Below are 17,002 nucleotides of genomic sequence, written 5' to 3' on the forward strand. Positions count from 1 at the left end.
GGTCAGTCCTGTCGGGAGGGGTCGCCGGCGGGCGACGGGAGGGTGGAGGCGAGGGGTGGGGTGGGCCGGGCTCCGGCGCCGAGGTACAGCCGGCCGACCTCCGGGTCGGAGAGCAGATCGGCGCCGCTGCCCGTCAGGGCGACCCGGCCGCCTTCGAGGACCACGCCGGTGTGCGAGACGGCCAGGCCGGAACGGGCGTTCTGCTCCACCAGGAGGACGGAGCGGCCGGAGGCCGCGAGGTCCGCGATGCTGCGGAAGACGGCGGTACGGGACTTGGGGTCGAGCCCGATGGAGGGTTCGTCCAGGAGGATGAGGACCGGGTCGAGCATCAGGGTCCGCGCGATCTCGACGGTCTTCTGCTCGCCGCCGGACAGGGAGCCGGCGTGGGCGCCCGCCCGCTCGGCGACCAGCGGGAAGGAGGCGGCGATCTGGTCCCAGCGCTCGGCGACCAGGCGCCGGTCGCGCAGCACGTAGCCGCCCATCTCTACGTTCTCCCGCACGGTCATCGCCGGGAAGAGGCTGCGGTCCTGCGGTACGTGGACGATGCCGCGCAGGAGCCGTTCCCGGGCGCTGAGCCACGAGATGTCCTCGCCCTGGAAGGTGACGGTGCCGGAGGCCGGCTTCAGGAGCCCCGAGATCGTCTTCAGGGTCGTGGACTTGCCGGAGCCGTTGGGCCCGATGAGGCAGGTGACCTGGCCGGCGGTGACCGTGAGGTCGACGCCCCGCAGGATCAGGCCCGCGCCGTATCCGGCGGTGACGGCGTCCAGGGTGAGCAGCGCCTCGGCGGGTACGGACGTGGTGTCGGTCATCATTCCCCCAGGTAGGCGTCGAGCACCCGGGGGTCGGCCTGGATGTCGGCCGGCACCCCGGCCGCGATGGGCCGGCCGCGGTCGAGGACGACGACCGGGTCGCACAGCCGCATCACCAGCGGCATGTCGTGCTCGACGATCAGGAAGGTCACTCCCTGCTCGCGCCGGGTGCGCACATGGCGCTCCATCGTCTCGATCATCACGGGGTTGACTCCCGCGGTGGGTTCGTCGAGCAGCACCAGTCGCGGGTCCGCCATCAGCACGGCGGCGAACTCGCACAACTTGCGCTGTCCGTAGGAGAGTTCGGACGTCATCAGGTCGGCCTTGGCGGACAGTCCGAAGTCGTCCAGGAGTTCGTCGGCGCGGGCCCGGTCGGCGCGGGCGGCGCGCGGGGCGAGCAGCGCGGTCCAGCGGTGGCCGGCCGCGGCGATCAGGTTCTCCCGGACGCTGAGCGAGCCGAAGATCCGTGCCTGCTGGAACGTGCGGGTGAGTCCGCGCCGGTAGAGCACAGCCGGGTCGGGCCGCCGGTAGGCGGTGCCGCCGAACCGCAACGAGCCGGAGTCGGCGGTCAGATACCCGGTGATCATGTTGAACGCGGTCGTCTTCCCTGACCCGTTGGGTCCGATGAGCGCCGTCACCGAGCCTTCCTCGACGTCGAACGAGCAGTCGTCCACCGCCCGCACGCCGCCGAAGGACTTGGTCAGTCCGCGTACTTCGAGAAGTGCCGTCATCGCCGGTTCACCCGCTTCCCGAGCCGTTCCGCGATCGAGGGCAGGATGCCGCGGGGCAGGACGAGCATCACGACGAGGAACAGGGCCGCGTATCCCACCAGGTGCAGCGAGTTGGCGCCGAGCCGGTAGGCGAGGTACTGCTGCACGGGCACGACGAGGAACGCGCCGAGTACGGGCCCCCACAGCGTGCCCCGCCCGCCCAGGTACACCATGAGCACCATGCCGATGGTGACCAGCGGGTCCACCGCGAAGGGCGGGTAGACGAAGGACACGTAGTACGCCCACACCGCGCCCACGGCACCGGTGAGGCCGACCGACAGCGCGAACGCCGCAAGCTTGGCGACCGCCGTGGGAGCTCCGATGCCGCGCGCCTTGTCCTCGTCGTCACGGACGGTCGCCAGGACCAGGCCCAGCCGGGACCTCATGACGAGCGCGGTCACGGCGACGGCTACGGCGAGCAGCGCCACCAGCACGTAGTAGAAGGGGAAGGCGAAGTAGGCGGCGCTGAACGGGGCCGGGCCGATCCCGATGCCCTGTGCGCCCCCGGTGAGGGAGCGGGCGTTGAACGCGAGCGTCTGGACGACGAAGACCAGGGTGATCGTGACGATCGCGAAGGTCGCGGCCCGCGTGCGCATGGCGACCCAGGCCACCGGCAGCCCCACCAGTGCCGTGCCGACCGCCACGACGGGCAGCGCCAGGAAGGGCTCCCAGCCGGAGACGGGCAGATGGTGGTGGAACCAGATCGCCTCGCCGTAGGCGCCGATTCCGAAGAACGCCGCGTGGCCGAGCGAGGGATAGCCCGCAAGGCCGCCCACCAGGTTCCAGGCGCTCGCCATCGTGGCGTACATGAGCGTGAAGATCAGCAGGTTGACGATCCACGGCTGGCCCACGGTCCAGGGCGCGGCCAGCAGCACCGCGAAGACGACGACCGGCACGGCGATGCGCCACAGCCTCGGATGGCGTGCGAATCCGGAGCGAGGGGCGGCGGCCACGGGTGTCGCGGAGAGGGTGGAGGTCACAGCGCCCCCCGAAGCCGTGCGCCGAACAGTCCCTGCGGCCGCAGCAGCAGGACCAGAAGCAGTGCCGTGAAGAAGGTGAATCCGGCCCATGACGGTGACCAGACCGCGGCCACCACCGCTTCGGCCACACCCATCAGCATGCCGGCCACGACGACTCCGCCGAGGCTGCCGAGTCCGCCGAGCACGACGATCGCCAGGAGCCGCGCGATGAGGTCGTAGTGGCTGCCCGAGTTGAAGGGGTAGACCAGGCCGAACACCGCGCCGGCGGCTCCGGCGGTCGCCGTGCCCAGGCCGAAGCCGAGTGCGGAGACGCGTTCGGGATTGACGCCCAGCAGCCGGGCCGCGGTCGGGTTCTGCACGGTGGCCCGCACCGAGGCGCCGAAGCGGGTGCGGTGCAGCAGCAGCCACAGCCCGCCCAGGACGGCGAGAGACAGCCCGAAGGCTGCCAGCCTCGTCATCGGCAGCCGGTAGTCGCCCAGGTGCCAGGCGGCGTCGCGATAGCCGGTGTTGATGGAGCGGAAGGTCGTCTTGTAGACCGACGCGAGCACGCCTTCGACGGCCAGGGCGACGGCGAACATGACGAGCAGACTGAGTTCGCCCCCGCTCCCGATTGGCCGGAGAAATATCCACTGAATGGCGACCCCGAGCGCGAACATCACGGGGGTGACGATCAGGATGCCGAGGAACGGGTCGATGCCAGCCCAGGTGAACAGGGTGTAGGACAGATAGGCGCTGAGGACGACCAGCGCACCCTGCGCGAGGTTGATCACCCGCATGATGCCGAAGACGAGGGTCTGGCCGCTGGCCATCAGGGCGTAGACACCACCGGTGAGGATGCCCAGCAAGGTCGCCTGAACAAGGATGTGCACGACCGCTCACTCCCCCCAGGCCGGTTTCGCGGTGACCGGCTCGACGGCTGCCACGTCGGCCGGGTACACCGGCGTCAACCGGTGCTTCTGCCACTGGACGAGGGTGTAGTGACTCTTCGGCTCGCCGTTGGCGTCCCAGGACAGGTCGCCGATCGGTGTCGGCCACGTGCCGGAGTGCAGCGTGGAGACGAGGGTCTGGTTGTCGACCTTCCCGGTCTTCTTCGCGACCTGCTCGATCAGCGTGCCGACCGAGTACGCCTCGGCACTGGTGGTGTCGATGCCCGTCTCCGAGCCGCCGTACTTGGCGAGGTACGCCTTGACGAACGCGGGGGCGCCGGGCTGCCGGGAGCCGGCGAACCAGTCGCCGGTGGTGAAGATGCCCTCGGTGTTGTCCTCGCCGACCTTGTCGGGGAACTCCACCGGGTTGTTGGCACCGTTGGAGACGAACAGCCAGTGGGGGTTGAAGCCCAACTGGATCATCGCTTTGACCTGGGCGTAGGCATCCTCGGACTGCGTTCCTGAGACGAGCAGATCGGGCTTGGCAGCCGCCACCTTGGTGATCACCGGGGTCAGATCGGTGAGGTTGTCCGGGTAGATCTGGGCGTACACCGTCTTGATGCCGGCCGCTTCCAGGCGCTTGCGGACGTTGTCGGCGAGCGGCGCGGCGAACGGGTCGTCAAGTGAGGCGTACGCGGCGGTCCTCGGGCGCTTGGCGGCGGGCAGGGAGAGCAGGTAGTCGACGAAGATGTCACCCTGTCTGACGATGGCGGCGGGCTGGACGAAGAACAGGTTGTCCAGGTGCTGGGCGAAGACCTTCGGCCCGCCGCCGGCCGGCTCGAGGAAGGCGTACCCGTAGCGCTTGGCCACCTGGGAGGCCGGGATGGTCAGCAGGCTGGAGTACGGGCCGACGACCAGATCGACCTTGTCCTTGGTGATGAGGTTGGTGTAGTTCGTCGTGACCTGGTTCGGGTTGGACGTGTCGTCGACGACCTTGAGGGTGACCTTGCGTCCGAGCACACCGCCGCGGGCGTTGACGTCGGACACCCACAGGTCGTAACCGCGCTTGGCGGCCTTGCCGGGATCGGCGAAGTCCCCCGTCAGGGAGAGCGAGACGCCGATCGTCAGCGTGTCCTTGCCGGCGCCATCACCCGCCCCTTGGGCGGGTCCTCCGGTCGCGGGCCCGCACGCGGCCAGCCCCACCGCGGTCGTGGCCGCCAAGGCCTCCAGGACCCTGCGGCGCCACCACCGGCGCCGTTTGGCAAATGGCAATCGATTGTCTTCCATGGCGAGCCGTCCCTACGCTCAAGGAGAGGGGAATTACGGGCCATTCAGGGCAAAGTAACAGTGCGTCACAGAGCCGACAGTGCACCGCTGCGCAATCGGTTGCCGTGAAGTTAGGCTCGCGGCCAAGGGGTGTCAAGGTCGGCGGCAATCTCTGATGCAATCCATTGCCATCGCCTTGGTTCCCGGCATACGGTTGGTCTTGTGACGAGGTTGAGCGACGTAGCACGAGCGGCCGGCGTCCACCCCGGCACGGCATCGAAGGCTCTGAATCCCGGCACCCGCCACCGGGTGTCATCAGAGACGGTCCAGCGGGTGCTGGCTGTGGCCGAACTCCTGGGCTACCAGCCGAACTCCGTCGCGCGGGCCCTGCGCACACGGCGCTCCCGGATGGTCGCGATCCTCATCCCAGACCTGACCAACCCGCTCTTTCCACCCATCGTCAGAGGCGTGGAGGAAGCGCTGGCCGCCGAGGGCTACTCGGCGCTGCTGGTCAGCACGGACAACGACGAGGACAAGGAAGCTCGGCTCTTCGCGGAGCTGCGTGGCCGTCAGTGTGACGGCTTCGTGGTCGCGACCGCACGCCGCGAGCATCCCCTGCTCGAGCGCGCGGCGGCGGACGGGGTGCCGATGGTGCTCGTCAACCGAGTCCTGGACATACGGAAGACACCGTCGGTCACGGCCGACGAGACGGCCGGTGTCGACGCCGTCGTCCGGCACCTCACCGCTCTCGGCCACCGGCGCATCGCACATCTCGCGGGCCCGCAGGAGCTGTCGACCGGACTGATCCGGCGCCGTACCTTCCTCGACTCCTGTGAGCAAGCCGGGTTGGACTCCCGGCACACCCCCGTCGTCAACGCCACCGGATTCAGCGAGGCCGCGGGTACGGCGGCCATGGACGAGCTCCTGGCCGAGTACCGAGGTTCCGACCGCCCCACAGCCGTGTTCGCTGCAAACGATCTTCTGGCACTGGGAGCGCTGGACGCGCTGGCTGCATTCGAGCTGCGGTGCCCTGAGGACATATCCATAGCGGGTTTCAACGACATGCCGTTCCTGCCCCGGATGATCCCCCCGCTGACGACCGTACACGTTCCCCAGCAGGAAATCGGCGCCGAGGCCGCACGCATGCTGCTGAAGTGCATCGAACAGCCGGGACCGCCCCGGTTACTGCTGCTCGGCTGCGAACTGGTCGTACGCGCCTCCACTGCTCCTGCGCCGCAGGAATGACGTACCGTCCGTTCCCACACCTGCCCGGCAAGGCTCTACGCCGACGGCGATTTGCGCTTGCCGCACGCGAGAGCGTCTCGTTGCGTACCGGGCTTGCTTCAACCGCCGGGGCCTGCACACGGCATTGCGGTGTCTCTCTCGTTGCTCGGCCACCGCCCTGCCCTGCGTGTGCAGCTGACGGACGCCTATGACAGTGGGTCTTGGGCTTTCTGTCGTAGCGTTCGTAGGAGGTCTGTCCGGCGAGGGCGCCGTGGGGTGATGGTAGTTGTAGTGGTCCTCCCACTCCTGCAGTTCGCTGTTGAAGAGGTTGACGTCGTCGATGACTTGCCCTTCCCGGAGGCGGTAGAACTCTACTGAGTCGATGCGCTGCGATCGCTCAACCTTGCCGTTCAGCCGCGGGGTGCGGGGCTTGATGCGGACGTGGCCGATGCCTTTGTCCAGCAGGCGCCAGTGGAAAGTCTGGCCGAGCTCCTGGCCGTTGTCGGTCTGGACCTGCTCAACTGTGAACGGGGTTGCCTTCGGGCCGGACCACGTCGCCAACGGGCTCGGGGCCGCGGACTCTCCGCGGCCCCGAGCCCTTGCGTGGCTGCCCTGCACTGTACTCGCTCAGCAGATGCTCGAAGTCCAGCATCACCAGACGGTGGGTGAAGAACGACCGCCTCAATCACGCCTGCTATCTCAGGGCCTTCTCCGCGATCACCGTCTCGCCAGACGCCAAAGCCCACCGCTGCTTGGGCATGTCCCGCCACGGGCTGCCCGTACAGAACCGCCACATCACGCTGTTCACCAGTCGCCGCAGGTCAGGAATCGGGCTGCGATCGCCCGGCGGCAGCAACGGCTCCGTCATCGCCCACTCATAGGCGCTTGCGATGAACCAGGCGTCTCCAGGCCGCGACGCCGACAGCCGCCACGACCGCGATGACGCCGATCTTGAGTGCCATGCCGATCGGGTTCCCAGGGTCTGGCACGGCTGCCGCTTTCTTGGGTGCGGGAATGTCTCGCGCCGTCACGTCCACCGTCGCTTGCGCCTTGGCGGGCTTGGTCGTGGTCACCGTGACACGCCACTGGCCGCTCGGCAGCGGCCGGGCGGAGTGGTAGAGGTTCTGGCCTTCGGGCGCCGAGTTGAGCCGGACCGGACCGAAGGAACGGCCGTCGGTGGAGGTTGCGACCAACGTCGCTGCGACGATGTCGCTGACCGGATGGCCGTCCTTTTTCCAGGTGACCAGCACGTTGACGTCGTGGCTGCCATCCCCGATCACTTCCAGCTTGATCGGGCCGCTATGGGCGGACGCCGCCGGTGCGCCGAGCAGCAGGACGAGCCCGGTGAACAGGACAGTCGTCGTGGCGTGCCTCCGTGTCGTCTTCATGGTCCGTGGCTCCCCTCGACATCGGCTGCGTCGTGCTCGGCGGCATCTACGCACCGCTGGGGCCCTGGATCCAGCCAGAGGTGCAGCGTGAGGTCGATCTTCGGGTGCTGTCCTCATCCTGGTCTCCGATCCGCGTCCGGATCTCGCTCGCGGGCACCGACGCCTCCGTGCTCGGGGCCGCGAGCTCGGTCATCCGGGCCATCATCGATGACCCGTCCTCATGGTTGCGCAGATAGAAATCGAGCCATTGACGGGAACCGCCGCCGCCCGATGACAGAGTCGATTCGGAACCTCCCTACACGGCGGGCCCTTGCACTCACGCGCGCAGGCCCACCGCTGAACTATTAGATCCACCTGAGCACGGACGGCCGCTGCCGGCCGCTGGCCCTGCCAGGGGGTATATTTGACTTCCTCCCCGGGCTGAAGCCCGGGGATTCCCCTATGTGGAGGTTCGGCCGGTCGCCCGGCTTACGGGTTCCTGCTTCACGGACCGGCTGGTGCCAAAGTCTCCACAGGCTGAGACCGCATGTCCTGCGGACTTGATGTTCTTCGCCGCGTTCACGTCGGCATGGTCGCGGTATCCGCAGCCTGCGGCTTTGCACCGGAAGACCGCTTGGCTCTCGCGGTTCCCTTCGGTGACGAAGCCGCAGGCGGAGCACCGCTGCGACGTGTACGCGGGGTTGACTTTCACCACGCGCGTGCCCGTGTACCGGGCGGCGTTGGTCAGGGCGAGTTCGAGGCGGTGCCACCCCTTGTCCAGGATGGCCCGGTTGAGCCCGGCCTTCTGGCGGACGTTGTGGCCGGGCGCGGCCACGGTGCCACACGCGCCGGCGGACATGTTCTTGATCCGCAGGTCTTCGAGGACCACCAGGGCGTTCTTCGCGACGATCCGGGCCGCGGTCTGCGCGCAGAAGTCCCCGCGCCGGTCCGACACCCGGGACATGATGCGGCCCATGGCCGTGATCGTCTTGTGCCGGTTCGCGCTGCCGCGCTTGGACCGGGCGAGGCGCTGTTGCAGACGCCGGTACCGGACGATCTCGCCGGCCGTGATGAACGGCCGGTCGTGGAAGTCGCCGTCCGAGGTGACGACGGCGGTCTTGACCCCCCGGTCGATACCCACGGCGGTACCGGGCATGGCGTGCTGCTCGGGCATGGCGGCCTGGTCGTCCACGAGGAACGACACGAACCACCGGCCGCCCTTGCGGGACACGGTCGCGGAACGGATCTCACCACCCAGGGGGCGGGACCAGCGGAAGCGGACCCAGCCCAGCTTCGGCAGCTTGACCCGGCCCCACTTGCGCCCCAGCCGCTCCACACTGATCTGCTTCGCGTCGGGGAACCTAAACGACGGCGACCACCGTGCCCTCGACCGCCACCGCACCCTGAACGTGCCATGATCCCGGCAGGCCCGGTCCAGATCCCTGAGCGTCTGCTGCAACGCGTGCGACGGTGCCGCCCTCAACCACGAGTGCTCACGCTTGGCATCGGCCAACTCGGCACACTGCGGCACGTAGTTCATCCACGCCCCGCGCCGCCGGAATGCCCGACGCTGCTCCAGGGCCGTGTTCCACACCGACCGGCAGATAGCGCCGAACTCCTCACACATCTCACCTTGTTCAGGCGAGAGATCGAGCAGGTAGCGGCGACCGGACAGCATGAAAACACCCCCTTCGACCGGTGCGATCAACCTAGTGCACGCCACTGACAACGCAGAGAACTCCGCCGCTCTGCGCGGCTCCGCGCCAAGGATGAGCTAACCCCGTCCTGAAGGACGGGGCTTGCGCTCAAGAGATCCGGTCAGCCTCGCCTGCGCCTTGGACAAACTCGCTCAGCTCGACGCCGACGAGGCCCGCAGCCGGCAGCCCGTCGATCTCGGGATGCCTTCGTTCGCTCAGGTCGCTGGGTGAACCTCCTCAGCTAGCCCTGCCGGCCTGGGCACGGAAGACGCGGGCTCCCAAGGTGGCACTGCCAGGTAGGCGGGACGCAGAGCATCCACCAGGGCGGCTACCTGCGACACCCCTCCACGCCGGAAACCGCTGAAGCTTCCGACTGCGAGGCCCTCGGAGTCACGTCGGCAGGACCCGTGCCCCTCACACGCTCAACCGACAACTTTTCTTTTCTTGACAATTTTCTTTGTCGGTCGAACACTGGAGACGTTGCTGACGCAGGCCACGGCCGGAGAGCCGGCCGTGGCCTGCGCAAACCTCCACCTCTTGACAGGGAGACCGACGTGTCCGGAACCGCCTCGATTGCCTCTGATGTCGAGCCGGCCAGAGTCGGCCAACGTGCGCTGTGGCTGCCGGGCCTGGCCTTCGCCGCCGAAGGCGCAGCCGCCGCGACGGTGGTGGCCGCAGTGGCAGACGCCGCCGGCGTGTCGCTTGAGATCGCCGGTGAGCGAATACCACTGCTGGGCTTCACGCAGCTTGCGTTCGTGTTCTCGGTCGTGGGCGTCGCGCTCGCGGCCGCCTTCCGGCGGTGGTCAGGTCGGCCCGCCCGGATGTTCGTCCGCACGACCGCTGCGCTGGTCGCGGTGTCCCTGCTGCCCGACCTTCTGGTCCCCGATGTCGATGCCGTCACGCGGGTGACACTGATCGTCAGCCACATCGCGGTCGCTGCCATCGTCATTCCGGGGCTCCGCTCCCGCCTGTGACACCGAGCACGCACATCCAGGAATCCGCCGCTGAGGTCGCACGGGCCGCTGCCCGGTCTGCCGTATCGGCGGGAGCGAGCCGTGGGACAGCGGCTCCCGTCGTGACACGTTTCCCTTTCGGCTGGACGGTGGAGCGATGCTGGACGTTGCTGTGATCGAAGAACCCGCCGCGGCCGAGGCGTCCCTGGACCCGATACGATCCCGGATTCTCGCGGCTCTGGCCGAGCCGGACTCGGCCGCCACGCAGGCCGTCCGCCTGGGGCTGACCCGGCAGAAGGCCAACCACCACCTCAAGGAGCTCAAACGGCACGGGCTGGTCGAGCTCGTCGGGGAACGGCGCAGGGGGAACTTCAGCGAACGTGTGTACCGCGCCACCGCCGCCTCTTACGTGATCTCCCCGAGCGCACTGACCTCTGTCAGCCCGGACCCTTCCCAGTTCCCGGACCAGCTGTCCGCTCGCTGGCTGCTGGCCCTGGGAGCCCGGCTGGTACAGGAAGTCGGCGCATTACTCACCAGCGCCTCCCGGACTCGCAAACGCGTCGCAGCCTTCGCTCTCGCCGTGGAGGTGCGGTTCGCCTCCGCCGCCGACCGGACCGCATTCACCGACCAGCTGGCCCAGGCCGTGACAGCTCTCATCAGCCGCTACCACGACGAGTCCGCACCCGGGGGACGGCGGTACCGGATGATCGTCGGCCTCCACCAGATCCCCGACGCGCAGCACGGCGTCCCGGACAGCCGGGGCGACAGGATCCCGGGGGACGCAAGGACACGAACCTGAACCACGAGGAGAGCCCCGGATGACGCACCCCTTCGAGATCGAACAGGAGACCACCCTGCCGGCGAGCCCTGAGCAGGTCTGGGCCGCGATCGCCACCGGACCTGGGATCGAGTCGTGGTTCATGGGCCGCCACGAGGTGGAACCACGTGAGGGCGGCACCGCCGCCATGGACATCGGCGGCAACACAGAGGAATCCGTCGTCACCGCCTACGAACCCGGCAAGCGATTCGCCACCCGTACGGCCACAGGCGAGGACGGCCGGTTCATGGCCTTCGAGTACCTGATCGAGGGGCGCGACGCTGACGCACTTCCCGGGACGCACCGGCGTCCCCGTCTTCGCCATGACGCACACGGGCGAGCGGTTCTCACAGCAGGACCACGCAGCCCTCACCCGTGCGCTGGCACTGCCAGCCGAAGCCCCCATCGGCGCGCGGGTGCACATCGAACCGCCTGGCCTGCCACCGCTGGACGGCGAAGTGACCTGGTCGGACAACCAGCGCATCGAAGTCCGCACCGGCGACGGGCTCTACACGTTCCACCACCTCCCCGGCGCGGTGCTGCTGTTCCACCACCTCTTCCGCACCGACGCACAGGGCGCCGAGACCGCATGGCAGCAGTGGCTGACCAGCCTCCTGGCCGAACGCTCCTGACGACTCACCTCCGCGAGCGCCTACACATGCGGGACACCGGCGTTCGCCCCACAGCTCCGGACCCAACCGCCTTCAACAGCGGTCTCCGGCCCCCAACCTCGTTGCGGCGACCCGCCGTGCACACGGCCGAAGCAGGCAACGAGCTGTCACCCGACACATCTCCAACACCGAGGAAACTCACATGCGTACTCTGATCAGCACCGCTTTCATCTCCCTCGACGGCGTCGTGGAAGGCCCGGGCGGCGAGCCCGGCTACCGGAACTCCGGCTGGACCTTCAAGGACATCGAGTTCGTTCCCGAGGCATTCGAGATCAAGGAGCGGGAACAGCAGGAGTCGACCGCGATCCTGATGGGCCGGATCAGCTACGAGGCGTTCAGCCCCGTCTGGCCTGACATGGCGGAGTTCGCCCACTACAAGGCGCTGCCGAAGTACGTCGTCTCCACCACCCTCACCGACGACAAGCTCGTCTCCAACTGGGGCGAGACAACCATCCTGCGCACCCTCGAAGAGGTCGCCGCCCTCAAGGAGACCGACGGTGGCCCGATCATCGTCCACGGCAGCGCGAAGCTGAACCAGGCTCTGTCCGACGCAGGCCTGATCGACCGCTACCACCTGCTCGTCTTCCCGCTGCTGCTCGGCGCCGGCAAGCGTCTCTTCAGCGCAACCGACAAGGACACCCAGAAGCTGAAGCTCATCGAGCACGAGGCCTACAGCAACGGTCTGCAGAAGCAGGTCTTCGACATCGTCGGCTGAGGACGCCCCGCCATCAGGCGTCGTCGCCGAGGCCCTTCTCAACGGCGGCGCCTGGCTCACGCAGCGCGCACAGGCCCTGCCGCGTCCGCTGAACCCGATGGTGAACACGCATCGGGTCAGCGAGTGCACCTCAAGGTGGTGACGTGGCTCGGGCCGGATCGAGCTGCCTGGTTCAGAGAAGGTCACGGTGCCGATCCGCGTGGTCAGCGCCACGGAGGACCAAAGCGTCCGCTTCCACCAGTACCACCTGTCCGACATGGGCCGGGTGCGGGTGAGGAAGGTCTGCGAGATCGACGGCCGCGAGGTCCAGCAGTCCGAGATGGGCAAGGGCTACCAGTGGGCGGCGGACCAGGTCATCCCCATCAGCGATGCTGAGCTGGGCAATCTTCCGCTGCCGACCGCGAAGGCGATCGAGATCGACGCGTTCGTGCCGCTCGCCTCGGTGGATCCGCTGCGGATTGGGGAGGGCTACGAGCATGAGAGGGTCGGCGACCTGATCCACGTCGACATCAAGAAACTCGGACGCATCCCCCAGGGCGGCGGCTGGCGCATGCACGGCATGGGTACCGAGGCTGCCCGTGCCTCCAAACGCACCGGCCCCGGCACAGGGAAGGTCGGCTATACGTACCTGCTCTCCGCGCTCGACGACCACTTCCGGCTCGCCTACACCGAGGCCCTGCAGGACGAACGCGCCGTGACGGCGGTCGCCTTCTGGCACCGCGCCGTCGCGTTCTTCGCCGCCCACGGCATCACGCCGATTCGCCGCGTCCTGACCGACAACGGCGCCTGCTACCGCTCCCAGACCTGGGCCGCCGCACTCGCTGCGGAGGGCACGAAGCACAAGCGCACCCGCCCCTACACCCCACGGACGAACGGGAAGGTCGAGCGCTATAACGGCACACTCGCCAGGGAGTGGGTCTACGTCCGCGACTACATCTCCGAGCATGAACGCCGCACGGCACTCGCGGACTTCCTGAACTACTACAACCACGAGCGGCCGCACGCCGCGCTCGGAGGCCGACCGCCCATCAGCCGGACCTCCGGCGGCGACAACCGCGTTACCTTCGGCCAGCTGCCGGAATCACTCGACACGCTCCCGCAGCAGCTCACGTTCGAGGAGTTCGTGGAACCAACGTCATGAGACATCACATCTAGCGGACCTGCTCTCACTGCTAGCTCTCCCGGCCCCTCGGTCATCACCAACACCAAGCGGCGGCGCACCCCTCCCTGTTCGCTCACTCCCAGGGCTCGACGCCCACCACGGCCTCGACCGGCACTGCCCCGTACACGTGCGGGAACTCCTCGCCGTTCGGCGGCATGGCCTCATACCTCAGCGGGACATCAAGCCGGGCCGGGTCCACGACCAGCACCACCAACTCGTCGGGGCCCTCGTAGTCGCCGTAGAGGAAGGCCGCGATACGCGGGAGCTGGTCGCGGGTGGAGAAGTGGACGAACCCCTCCTGTTGGAGTGTGCGGCCGCGGGTGGACATCTCGTAGGTGCCGGACTCACGGGCCGTCTCCCATAGAGAGCGCTCGGTGATGTGCACGATGTGCTGAGGTTTCGGCATGCGGCCACGCTACGGGCCCGGCCCTGCCGCGCGCATCTGTAAATTGCGCCGGTCCGGCAGGCTGAGGGACCGGGTGACGGTCGACGCATAGGCGGTGCGGGTACGGTCGTGCCTCCGCGCGCCGAAGATCGCGCGTATGTCCCGCCAGCGTGATCACATACGCACTCACCTCAAGCAGCTACCCGCGCACCTCGGCCAGCGTGATCGCATACGCACTCGCCTCAAGCAGCTGCCCGCGCTCCTCCACTTTCGCCGCCTCCTGACCTCCGCCGCGGACGACCTTCTCCGGGATGCGCTGAGGACGAGCCTGAGCGGGCTTGGAACACTCGCGCTCTTCTGGTGGCATCACCGCCATTGAGTCGCCTGGAGTGTTCGGCGTTGCGATCAGCTCTGAAACTTTCAGGACCGCCCATGCCGCGCTGCCCGTCCTGGTCCTGACCGAGCTCGTGGCCGTGGTCGGCGACGACGGCGAGCTGGACCGGTTCGAGCGCGCCTGACGGCAAGAGGGAGGGAGCGGCTTCGAACCGCTCCCGCCCTCACACCCGGCACACGATGGCCGACCGACCGTGGGCGAGGCAGAGTGGAAGGCATGAGTCCCCGGCAGAGCCTTGTCGGTCTGCGGCAGCCGTGGAAAACGAATCATGCGCTGGTGCTGCTTCCGGTCACGCTCATTGTGGTGATCACGGCCGTGGACCTCAGTATTCCCCAGTACATCTATCTCGAGCCTGCGCTAGTCATCGCGCCTGCGCTGACCCCATCGTTCGCCGGGCCCCGGACTACCGGCCTCATTGGAGCGCTGGCGGTGGCGGCCCTTGTACTCATCTCCCACTTTCAGGCCGGTCTGGGAGACCTGAACCGCATCGTGCAGATCGTCACGCTCATTGTGCTCTCGGTGACGGTCGTGATCTACAGTGCGCTCCGCGACCGGCGCCGAGCACAACTGGCCCAGGTCCGGTCGGTGGCCGAGGCCGCACAGCGCGTCCTGCTGTGGCCGCTACCCGAACAGATCGGCCCCCTGAAAGTCGCCAGCCTGTACCTGGCCGCCGAAGCCGAAGCGCAGATCGGTGGCGACCTGTACGCGGTCGCCCGCACCGACGGCACGGTGCGCATCCTGATCGGCGACGTGCGAGGCAAAGGACTTCCCGCCATCGGCGAGGCCGCAGTGCTGCTTGGAGCCTTCCGCGAGGGCGCCCACCGGCAGGCCTCCCTGCCGGAGCTCGCCGCCATGGTGGAGCAGAGCGTGACCCGCTACCTGGCCGAGTCCGAGCCGGCAGAGGAGGCCGGCGAACGCTTCGCCACCGCCCTGCTCGTGGAGATCCCCGACACGGACCCGGTCACCCGGATGACCAGCTGCGGGCACCCCCCGCCACTGCTGATCAGCACCGGCCGCTCGGTTACCGTTCCCAGCCTGCAGCCCGCACCCCCGATGGGGGTCGGCTTGATGGGCTCGGGAGACCACAGCCTGGACGTGTTCTCCTTCGAGCCCGGCGACACCCTCCTGCTCTACACCGACGGCGTCATCGAGGCCCGCGACACCCGCGGCCGCTTCTACCCCCTCGCGGAACGCGTCGCGCAATGGCCCCAAGCCGGACCGGAGTCGCTTCTGCATCACATCCGACGCGACCTCCTCGCCCACTCCGGCGGACGCCTCGACGACGACGCTGCACTGGTCGCCCTCCACCGCACCCCGCCCGCCCACCGCGGACAGATCATCCACCGCGGATAGCGCTGGTCCCGGACGGCACCGAGAACGACGGGCGACGACTACGTGACGCCGGCGCGGAACACCCGCTGTCCTCTCATGAACAGAGCCACGCAGCTGACTACTTCTTCGGGAGCACCCCGTTGACTCTCTGCCCGGGTGCCACCCTCACCGAGCGCGAGCAGGTCCTCGGCAACACCCACCCCCACACTCTGGCCAGCCGCGACGACCTCGCTCATGCCCGCCGTGCCGCCCAAGCTGTACAGCAGGGAAGTACAGCAACCCCAACGACCGCAGTAGCCCCTCAGCAGCCGTCCGCGACCGATTGACCAGCCCATGAGACCTGGCTGACCACTCAGCCGAGAGTTCGGAACGAAGAGGTCGCGTGCCACAGCCGTGCCAGATAGGAGGGTCAGCCGCGGTCAACAGGGTCTGTCAAATGAACGGCTCTGGCCCGTAGTCGGTGGTGACGCCGAGTAGCGGTCAGGGCAGAAGGATGCGGTGGCGGAGGAGGTCGAATCCGGCGCGTCCGTGCATCTGCCTCATGATCCTCTTGGTGCGGGTGTTGACGCCTTCGGTGCGGCCATTGTGGTCGGCGATCGCCTTGCAGTTGACGACGTACGTGCCCGTCGGTTGTCCGTGTACGTCCCGACGTTGAGGGCGGAGGACTCATCCAACTCTTCTGCGACAGAAGCCGACTCCCGGACCAGCTCGTCCTCGCTCCATGCCGCGGACTGCACGCCCCGCGAAGTGACCCCGGGTGCTACGGGAGGAGCGGTCCAACGTCCCGTCCACCGTCTGCGCGGCAAAGACCACGATGGGCCCCGGATCAGGTGATTCGGGACCCATCGGTAGCTGGACGCTGCTGTCAGTGAGCGGCGGTGTGGACGGCCGCGCCCGTCGCAACGCCCTCGGGCGTTGCGACGGCCAGGCCGCCAGAGGCGACGTCTGCGATCGGCGTCTCGACGTAGAGACCGCCGCCGACCGCGAGGCCACCGGAGACGTTGTCCAGGTCAGCGTCGGAGATCTCGACTGTCGCAACCTGGGGGACGGGGTTCATCACGCGCGGTTCCCTTCAAATAAGCACTTTTGAATGGCAGCATTCGCTCGCTCGGCTCCCGTTCCCGGAATTCTTCCTCGCGAGTTGGCGCTACGCGAAGGATCAAAGCAGGTCAACCAGGGGGCGGCCAGTCGCCCGAGCCCCGGACGTGACGCAGATCGAAATGTGCCTTCATCAATGTGACCACGCAATGACCGAACACACCGACTCCTTCACATGGCCTGCTGAGCAGGTGCAGACGTGACGGTTGCCATCGGTACCAGGGCGGTCACTCCCGCGCCGAGGCGAGCGGCTCCTGACTAATTCATGACGGGTACTCAGTTTCGGTATGACCTGGCGGTGAACGGTGTCATCGGGTACTCGGGAGCCCGGCCCTCTCTTTACTTTCCGCTCGAAGGTGGAACCGGCCGCCCAGTTACTCGGCAAGCGAGTCCACGACACTGATACGGCAGCTGTAGATAGTCGTTGCTGATCATGGTGTGGTGCCGGCGTATGCGTGCCAACGGCGGTGGCAGAGGCGGGCGCGGTGTTGATGGC

The 17,002-nt window shown here is 68.1% G+C and carries 20 protein-coding genes and 1 pseudogene; 10 read left to right on the forward strand and 11 right to left on the reverse strand.

The window, feature by feature from the left end; genetic code table 11:
- Positions 1–2 precede the first annotated feature (2 nt).
- Genes ACIQFZ_RS28760 through ACIQFZ_RS28780 form a run of 5 tightly spaced genes read right to left on the reverse strand, consistent with a single transcriptional unit; the run spans position 3 to position 4,646 of the window.
- Positions 3–809: an ABC transporter ATP-binding protein gene (locus ACIQFZ_RS28760; RefSeq protein WP_402692506.1), complete on the reverse strand. Its 807-nt coding sequence runs from the start codon at positions 807–809 to the stop codon at positions 3–5.
- Positions 809–1,540 carry an ABC transporter ATP-binding protein gene (locus tag ACIQFZ_RS28765; protein WP_402692507.1) on the reverse strand — a complete coding sequence of 244 codons (732 nt, stop codon included), beginning with the start codon at positions 1,538–1,540 and terminating at the stop codon, positions 809–811. Before ACIQFZ_RS28765 ends, ACIQFZ_RS28760 begins: the two co-directional genes overlap by 1 nt.
- Complete coding sequence (locus ACIQFZ_RS28770) at positions 1,537–2,559, reverse strand: branched-chain amino acid ABC transporter permease (protein ID WP_402692508.1); 1,023 nt, start codon at positions 2,557–2,559, stop codon at positions 1,537–1,539. Before ACIQFZ_RS28770 ends, ACIQFZ_RS28765 begins: the two co-directional genes overlap by 4 nt.
- Positions 2,556–3,428: a branched-chain amino acid ABC transporter permease gene (locus ACIQFZ_RS28775; protein WP_402692509.1), complete on the reverse strand. Its 873-nt coding sequence runs from the start codon at positions 3,426–3,428 to the stop codon at positions 2,556–2,558. Before ACIQFZ_RS28775 ends, ACIQFZ_RS28770 begins: the two co-directional genes overlap by 4 nt.
- Positions 3,429–3,434: 6 nt before the next feature.
- Positions 3,435–4,646, reverse strand: a complete 1,212-nt coding sequence (locus ACIQFZ_RS28780; RefSeq protein WP_402692510.1) for an amino acid ABC transporter substrate-binding protein — start codon at positions 4,644–4,646, stop codon at positions 3,435–3,437.
- Positions 4,647–4,913: 267 nt separating this feature from the next.
- On the opposite strand from ACIQFZ_RS28780, the gene ACIQFZ_RS28785 reads away from it, so the two are divergent.
- Positions 4,914–5,936: a LacI family DNA-binding transcriptional regulator gene (locus tag ACIQFZ_RS28785; protein ID WP_402692511.1), complete on the forward strand. Its 1,023-nt coding sequence runs from the start codon at positions 4,914–4,916 to the stop codon at positions 5,934–5,936.
- On the opposite strand, the gene ACIQFZ_RS28790 is transcribed toward ACIQFZ_RS28785, so the two are convergent.
- The 3 genes from ACIQFZ_RS28790 to ACIQFZ_RS28800 form a co-directional block, all read right to left on the reverse strand.
- Positions 5,874–6,533: an integrase core domain-containing protein gene (locus tag ACIQFZ_RS28790; RefSeq protein WP_402692512.1), complete on the reverse strand. Its 660-nt coding sequence runs from the start codon at positions 6,531–6,533 to the stop codon at positions 5,874–5,876. The genes ACIQFZ_RS28785 and ACIQFZ_RS28790 overlap by 63 nt on opposite strands.
- A gap of 76 nt (positions 6,534–6,609) precedes the next feature.
- Positions 6,610–6,783: a transposase gene (locus ACIQFZ_RS28795; protein WP_402692513.1), complete on the reverse strand. Its 174-nt coding sequence runs from the start codon at positions 6,781–6,783 to the stop codon at positions 6,610–6,612.
- Positions 6,784–6,790: 7 nt separating this feature from the next.
- Entirely contained in the window at positions 6,791–7,303 is a 513-nt protein-coding gene (locus ACIQFZ_RS28800) for a hypothetical protein (protein WP_402692514.1), read from the reverse strand.
- Positions 7,304–7,308: 5 nt separating this feature from the next.
- Here ACIQFZ_RS28800 and ACIQFZ_RS28805 point away from each other — a divergent pair, with 5 nt between their 5' ends.
- Positions 7,309–7,539: a hypothetical protein gene (locus tag ACIQFZ_RS28805; RefSeq protein ID WP_402692515.1), complete on the forward strand. Its 231-nt coding sequence runs from the start codon at positions 7,309–7,311 to the stop codon at positions 7,537–7,539.
- A gap of 203 nt (positions 7,540–7,742) precedes the next feature.
- Here the strand turns inward: ACIQFZ_RS28805 and ACIQFZ_RS28810 are convergent, their stop codons facing one another.
- Entirely contained in the window at positions 7,743–8,960 is a 1,218-nt protein-coding gene (locus ACIQFZ_RS28810; protein ID WP_402692516.1) for an RNA-guided endonuclease InsQ/TnpB family protein, read from the reverse strand.
- Between the two features lie 573 nt (positions 8,961–9,533).
- On the opposite strand from ACIQFZ_RS28810, the gene ACIQFZ_RS28815 reads away from it, so the two are divergent.
- From ACIQFZ_RS28815 to ACIQFZ_RS28840, 6 genes and pseudogenes are all read left to right on the forward strand, one after another.
- Positions 9,534–9,953, forward strand: coding sequence for a DUF6069 family protein (locus ACIQFZ_RS28815; protein WP_402692517.1), 420 nt, complete (start codon positions 9,534–9,536; stop codon positions 9,951–9,953).
- Positions 9,954–10,089: 136 nt separating this feature from the next.
- Positions 10,090–10,731: an ArsR/SmtB family transcription factor gene (locus ACIQFZ_RS28820; RefSeq protein WP_402692518.1), complete on the forward strand. Its 642-nt coding sequence runs from the start codon at positions 10,090–10,092 to the stop codon at positions 10,729–10,731.
- A 19-nt stretch (positions 10,732–10,750) separates the two neighbouring features.
- A pseudogene (locus ACIQFZ_RS28825) lies at positions 10,751–10,945 on the forward strand (SRPBCC family protein); the annotation flags it as partial.
- Between the two features lie 127 nt (positions 10,946–11,072).
- Positions 11,073–11,381 carry a hypothetical protein gene (locus tag ACIQFZ_RS28830; protein WP_402692532.1) on the forward strand — a complete coding sequence of 103 codons (309 nt, stop codon included), beginning with the start codon at positions 11,073–11,075 and terminating at the stop codon, positions 11,379–11,381.
- A gap of 181 nt (positions 11,382–11,562) precedes the next feature.
- A complete protein-coding gene (locus ACIQFZ_RS28835; protein WP_402692519.1) occupies positions 11,563–12,135 on the forward strand; it encodes a dihydrofolate reductase family protein in 573 nt (190 codons plus the stop codon).
- A gap of 187 nt (positions 12,136–12,322) precedes the next feature.
- Positions 12,323–13,276, forward strand: coding sequence for an integrase core domain-containing protein (locus tag ACIQFZ_RS28840; RefSeq protein ID WP_402692520.1), 954 nt, complete (start codon positions 12,323–12,325; stop codon positions 13,274–13,276).
- A gap of 94 nt (positions 13,277–13,370) precedes the next feature.
- On the opposite strand, the gene ACIQFZ_RS28845 is transcribed toward ACIQFZ_RS28840, so the two are convergent.
- Positions 13,371–13,703: a DUF952 domain-containing protein gene (locus ACIQFZ_RS28845; protein WP_402692521.1), complete on the reverse strand. Its 333-nt coding sequence runs from the start codon at positions 13,701–13,703 to the stop codon at positions 13,371–13,373.
- 317 nt (positions 13,704–14,020) lie between these two features.
- Here ACIQFZ_RS28845 and ACIQFZ_RS28850 point away from each other — a divergent pair, with 317 nt between their 5' ends.
- A complete protein-coding gene (locus ACIQFZ_RS28850) occupies positions 14,021–14,200 on the forward strand; it encodes a hypothetical protein (RefSeq protein WP_402692522.1) in 180 nt (59 codons plus the stop codon).
- A gap of 92 nt (positions 14,201–14,292) precedes the next feature.
- Positions 14,293–15,429 carry a PP2C family protein-serine/threonine phosphatase gene (locus ACIQFZ_RS28855; protein WP_402692523.1) on the forward strand — a complete coding sequence of 379 codons (1,137 nt, stop codon included), beginning with the start codon at positions 14,293–14,295 and terminating at the stop codon, positions 15,427–15,429.
- 844 nt (positions 15,430–16,273) lie between these two features.
- Here the strand turns inward: ACIQFZ_RS28855 and ACIQFZ_RS28860 are convergent.
- On the reverse strand, positions 16,274–16,465 hold the full coding sequence (locus tag ACIQFZ_RS28860) for a type A2 lantipeptide (RefSeq protein WP_402692524.1): 192 nt from the start codon (positions 16,463–16,465) through the stop codon (positions 16,274–16,276).
- Positions 16,466–17,002 lie beyond the last annotated feature (537 nt).

Origin of the sequence: Streptomyces sp. NPDC093064 (genome assembly GCF_044754605.1) — a bacterium.
Classification (GTDB): domain Bacteria; phylum Actinomycetota; class Actinomycetes; order Streptomycetales; family Streptomycetaceae; genus Streptomyces.

What these genes read in the sequence shown, in the direction of transcription:
- ACIQFZ_RS28760 (WP_402692506.1), bottom strand. Translation starts at nt 809, where the DNA reads ATGACCGACACCACGTCCGTACCCGCCGAGGCGCTGCTCACCCTGGAC.
- ACIQFZ_RS28765 (WP_402692507.1), bottom strand. Translation starts at nt 1,540, where the DNA reads ATGACGGCACTTCTCGAAGTACGCGGACTGACCAAGTCCTTCGGCGGC.
- ACIQFZ_RS28795 (WP_402692513.1), bottom strand. Translation starts at nt 6,783, where the DNA reads ATGACGGAGCCGTTGCTGCCGCCGGGCGATCGCAGCCCGATTCCTGAC.
- ACIQFZ_RS28800 (WP_402692514.1), bottom strand. Translation starts at nt 7,303, where the DNA reads ATGAAGACGACACGGAGGCACGCCACGACGACTGTCCTGTTCACCGGG.
- ACIQFZ_RS28810 (WP_402692516.1), bottom strand. Translation starts at nt 8,960, where the DNA reads ATGCTGTCCGGTCGCCGCTACCTGCTCGATCTCTCGCCTGAACAAGGT.
- ACIQFZ_RS28820 (WP_402692518.1), top strand. Translation starts at nt 10,090, where the DNA reads ATGCTGGACGTTGCTGTGATCGAAGAACCCGCCGCGGCCGAGGCGTCC.
- ACIQFZ_RS28830 (WP_402692532.1), top strand. Translation starts at nt 11,073, where the DNA reads ATGACGCACACGGGCGAGCGGTTCTCACAGCAGGACCACGCAGCCCTC.
- ACIQFZ_RS28835 (WP_402692519.1), top strand. Translation starts at nt 11,563, where the DNA reads ATGCGTACTCTGATCAGCACCGCTTTCATCTCCCTCGACGGCGTCGTG.
- ACIQFZ_RS28845 (WP_402692521.1), bottom strand. Translation starts at nt 13,703, where the DNA reads ATGCCGAAACCTCAGCACATCGTGCACATCACCGAGCGCTCTCTATGG.
- ACIQFZ_RS28855 (WP_402692523.1), top strand. Translation starts at nt 14,293, where the DNA reads ATGAGTCCCCGGCAGAGCCTTGTCGGTCTGCGGCAGCCGTGGAAAACG.
- ACIQFZ_RS28860 (WP_402692524.1), bottom strand. Translation starts at nt 16,465, where the DNA reads ATGAACCCCGTCCCCCAGGTTGCGACAGTCGAGATCTCCGACGCTGAC.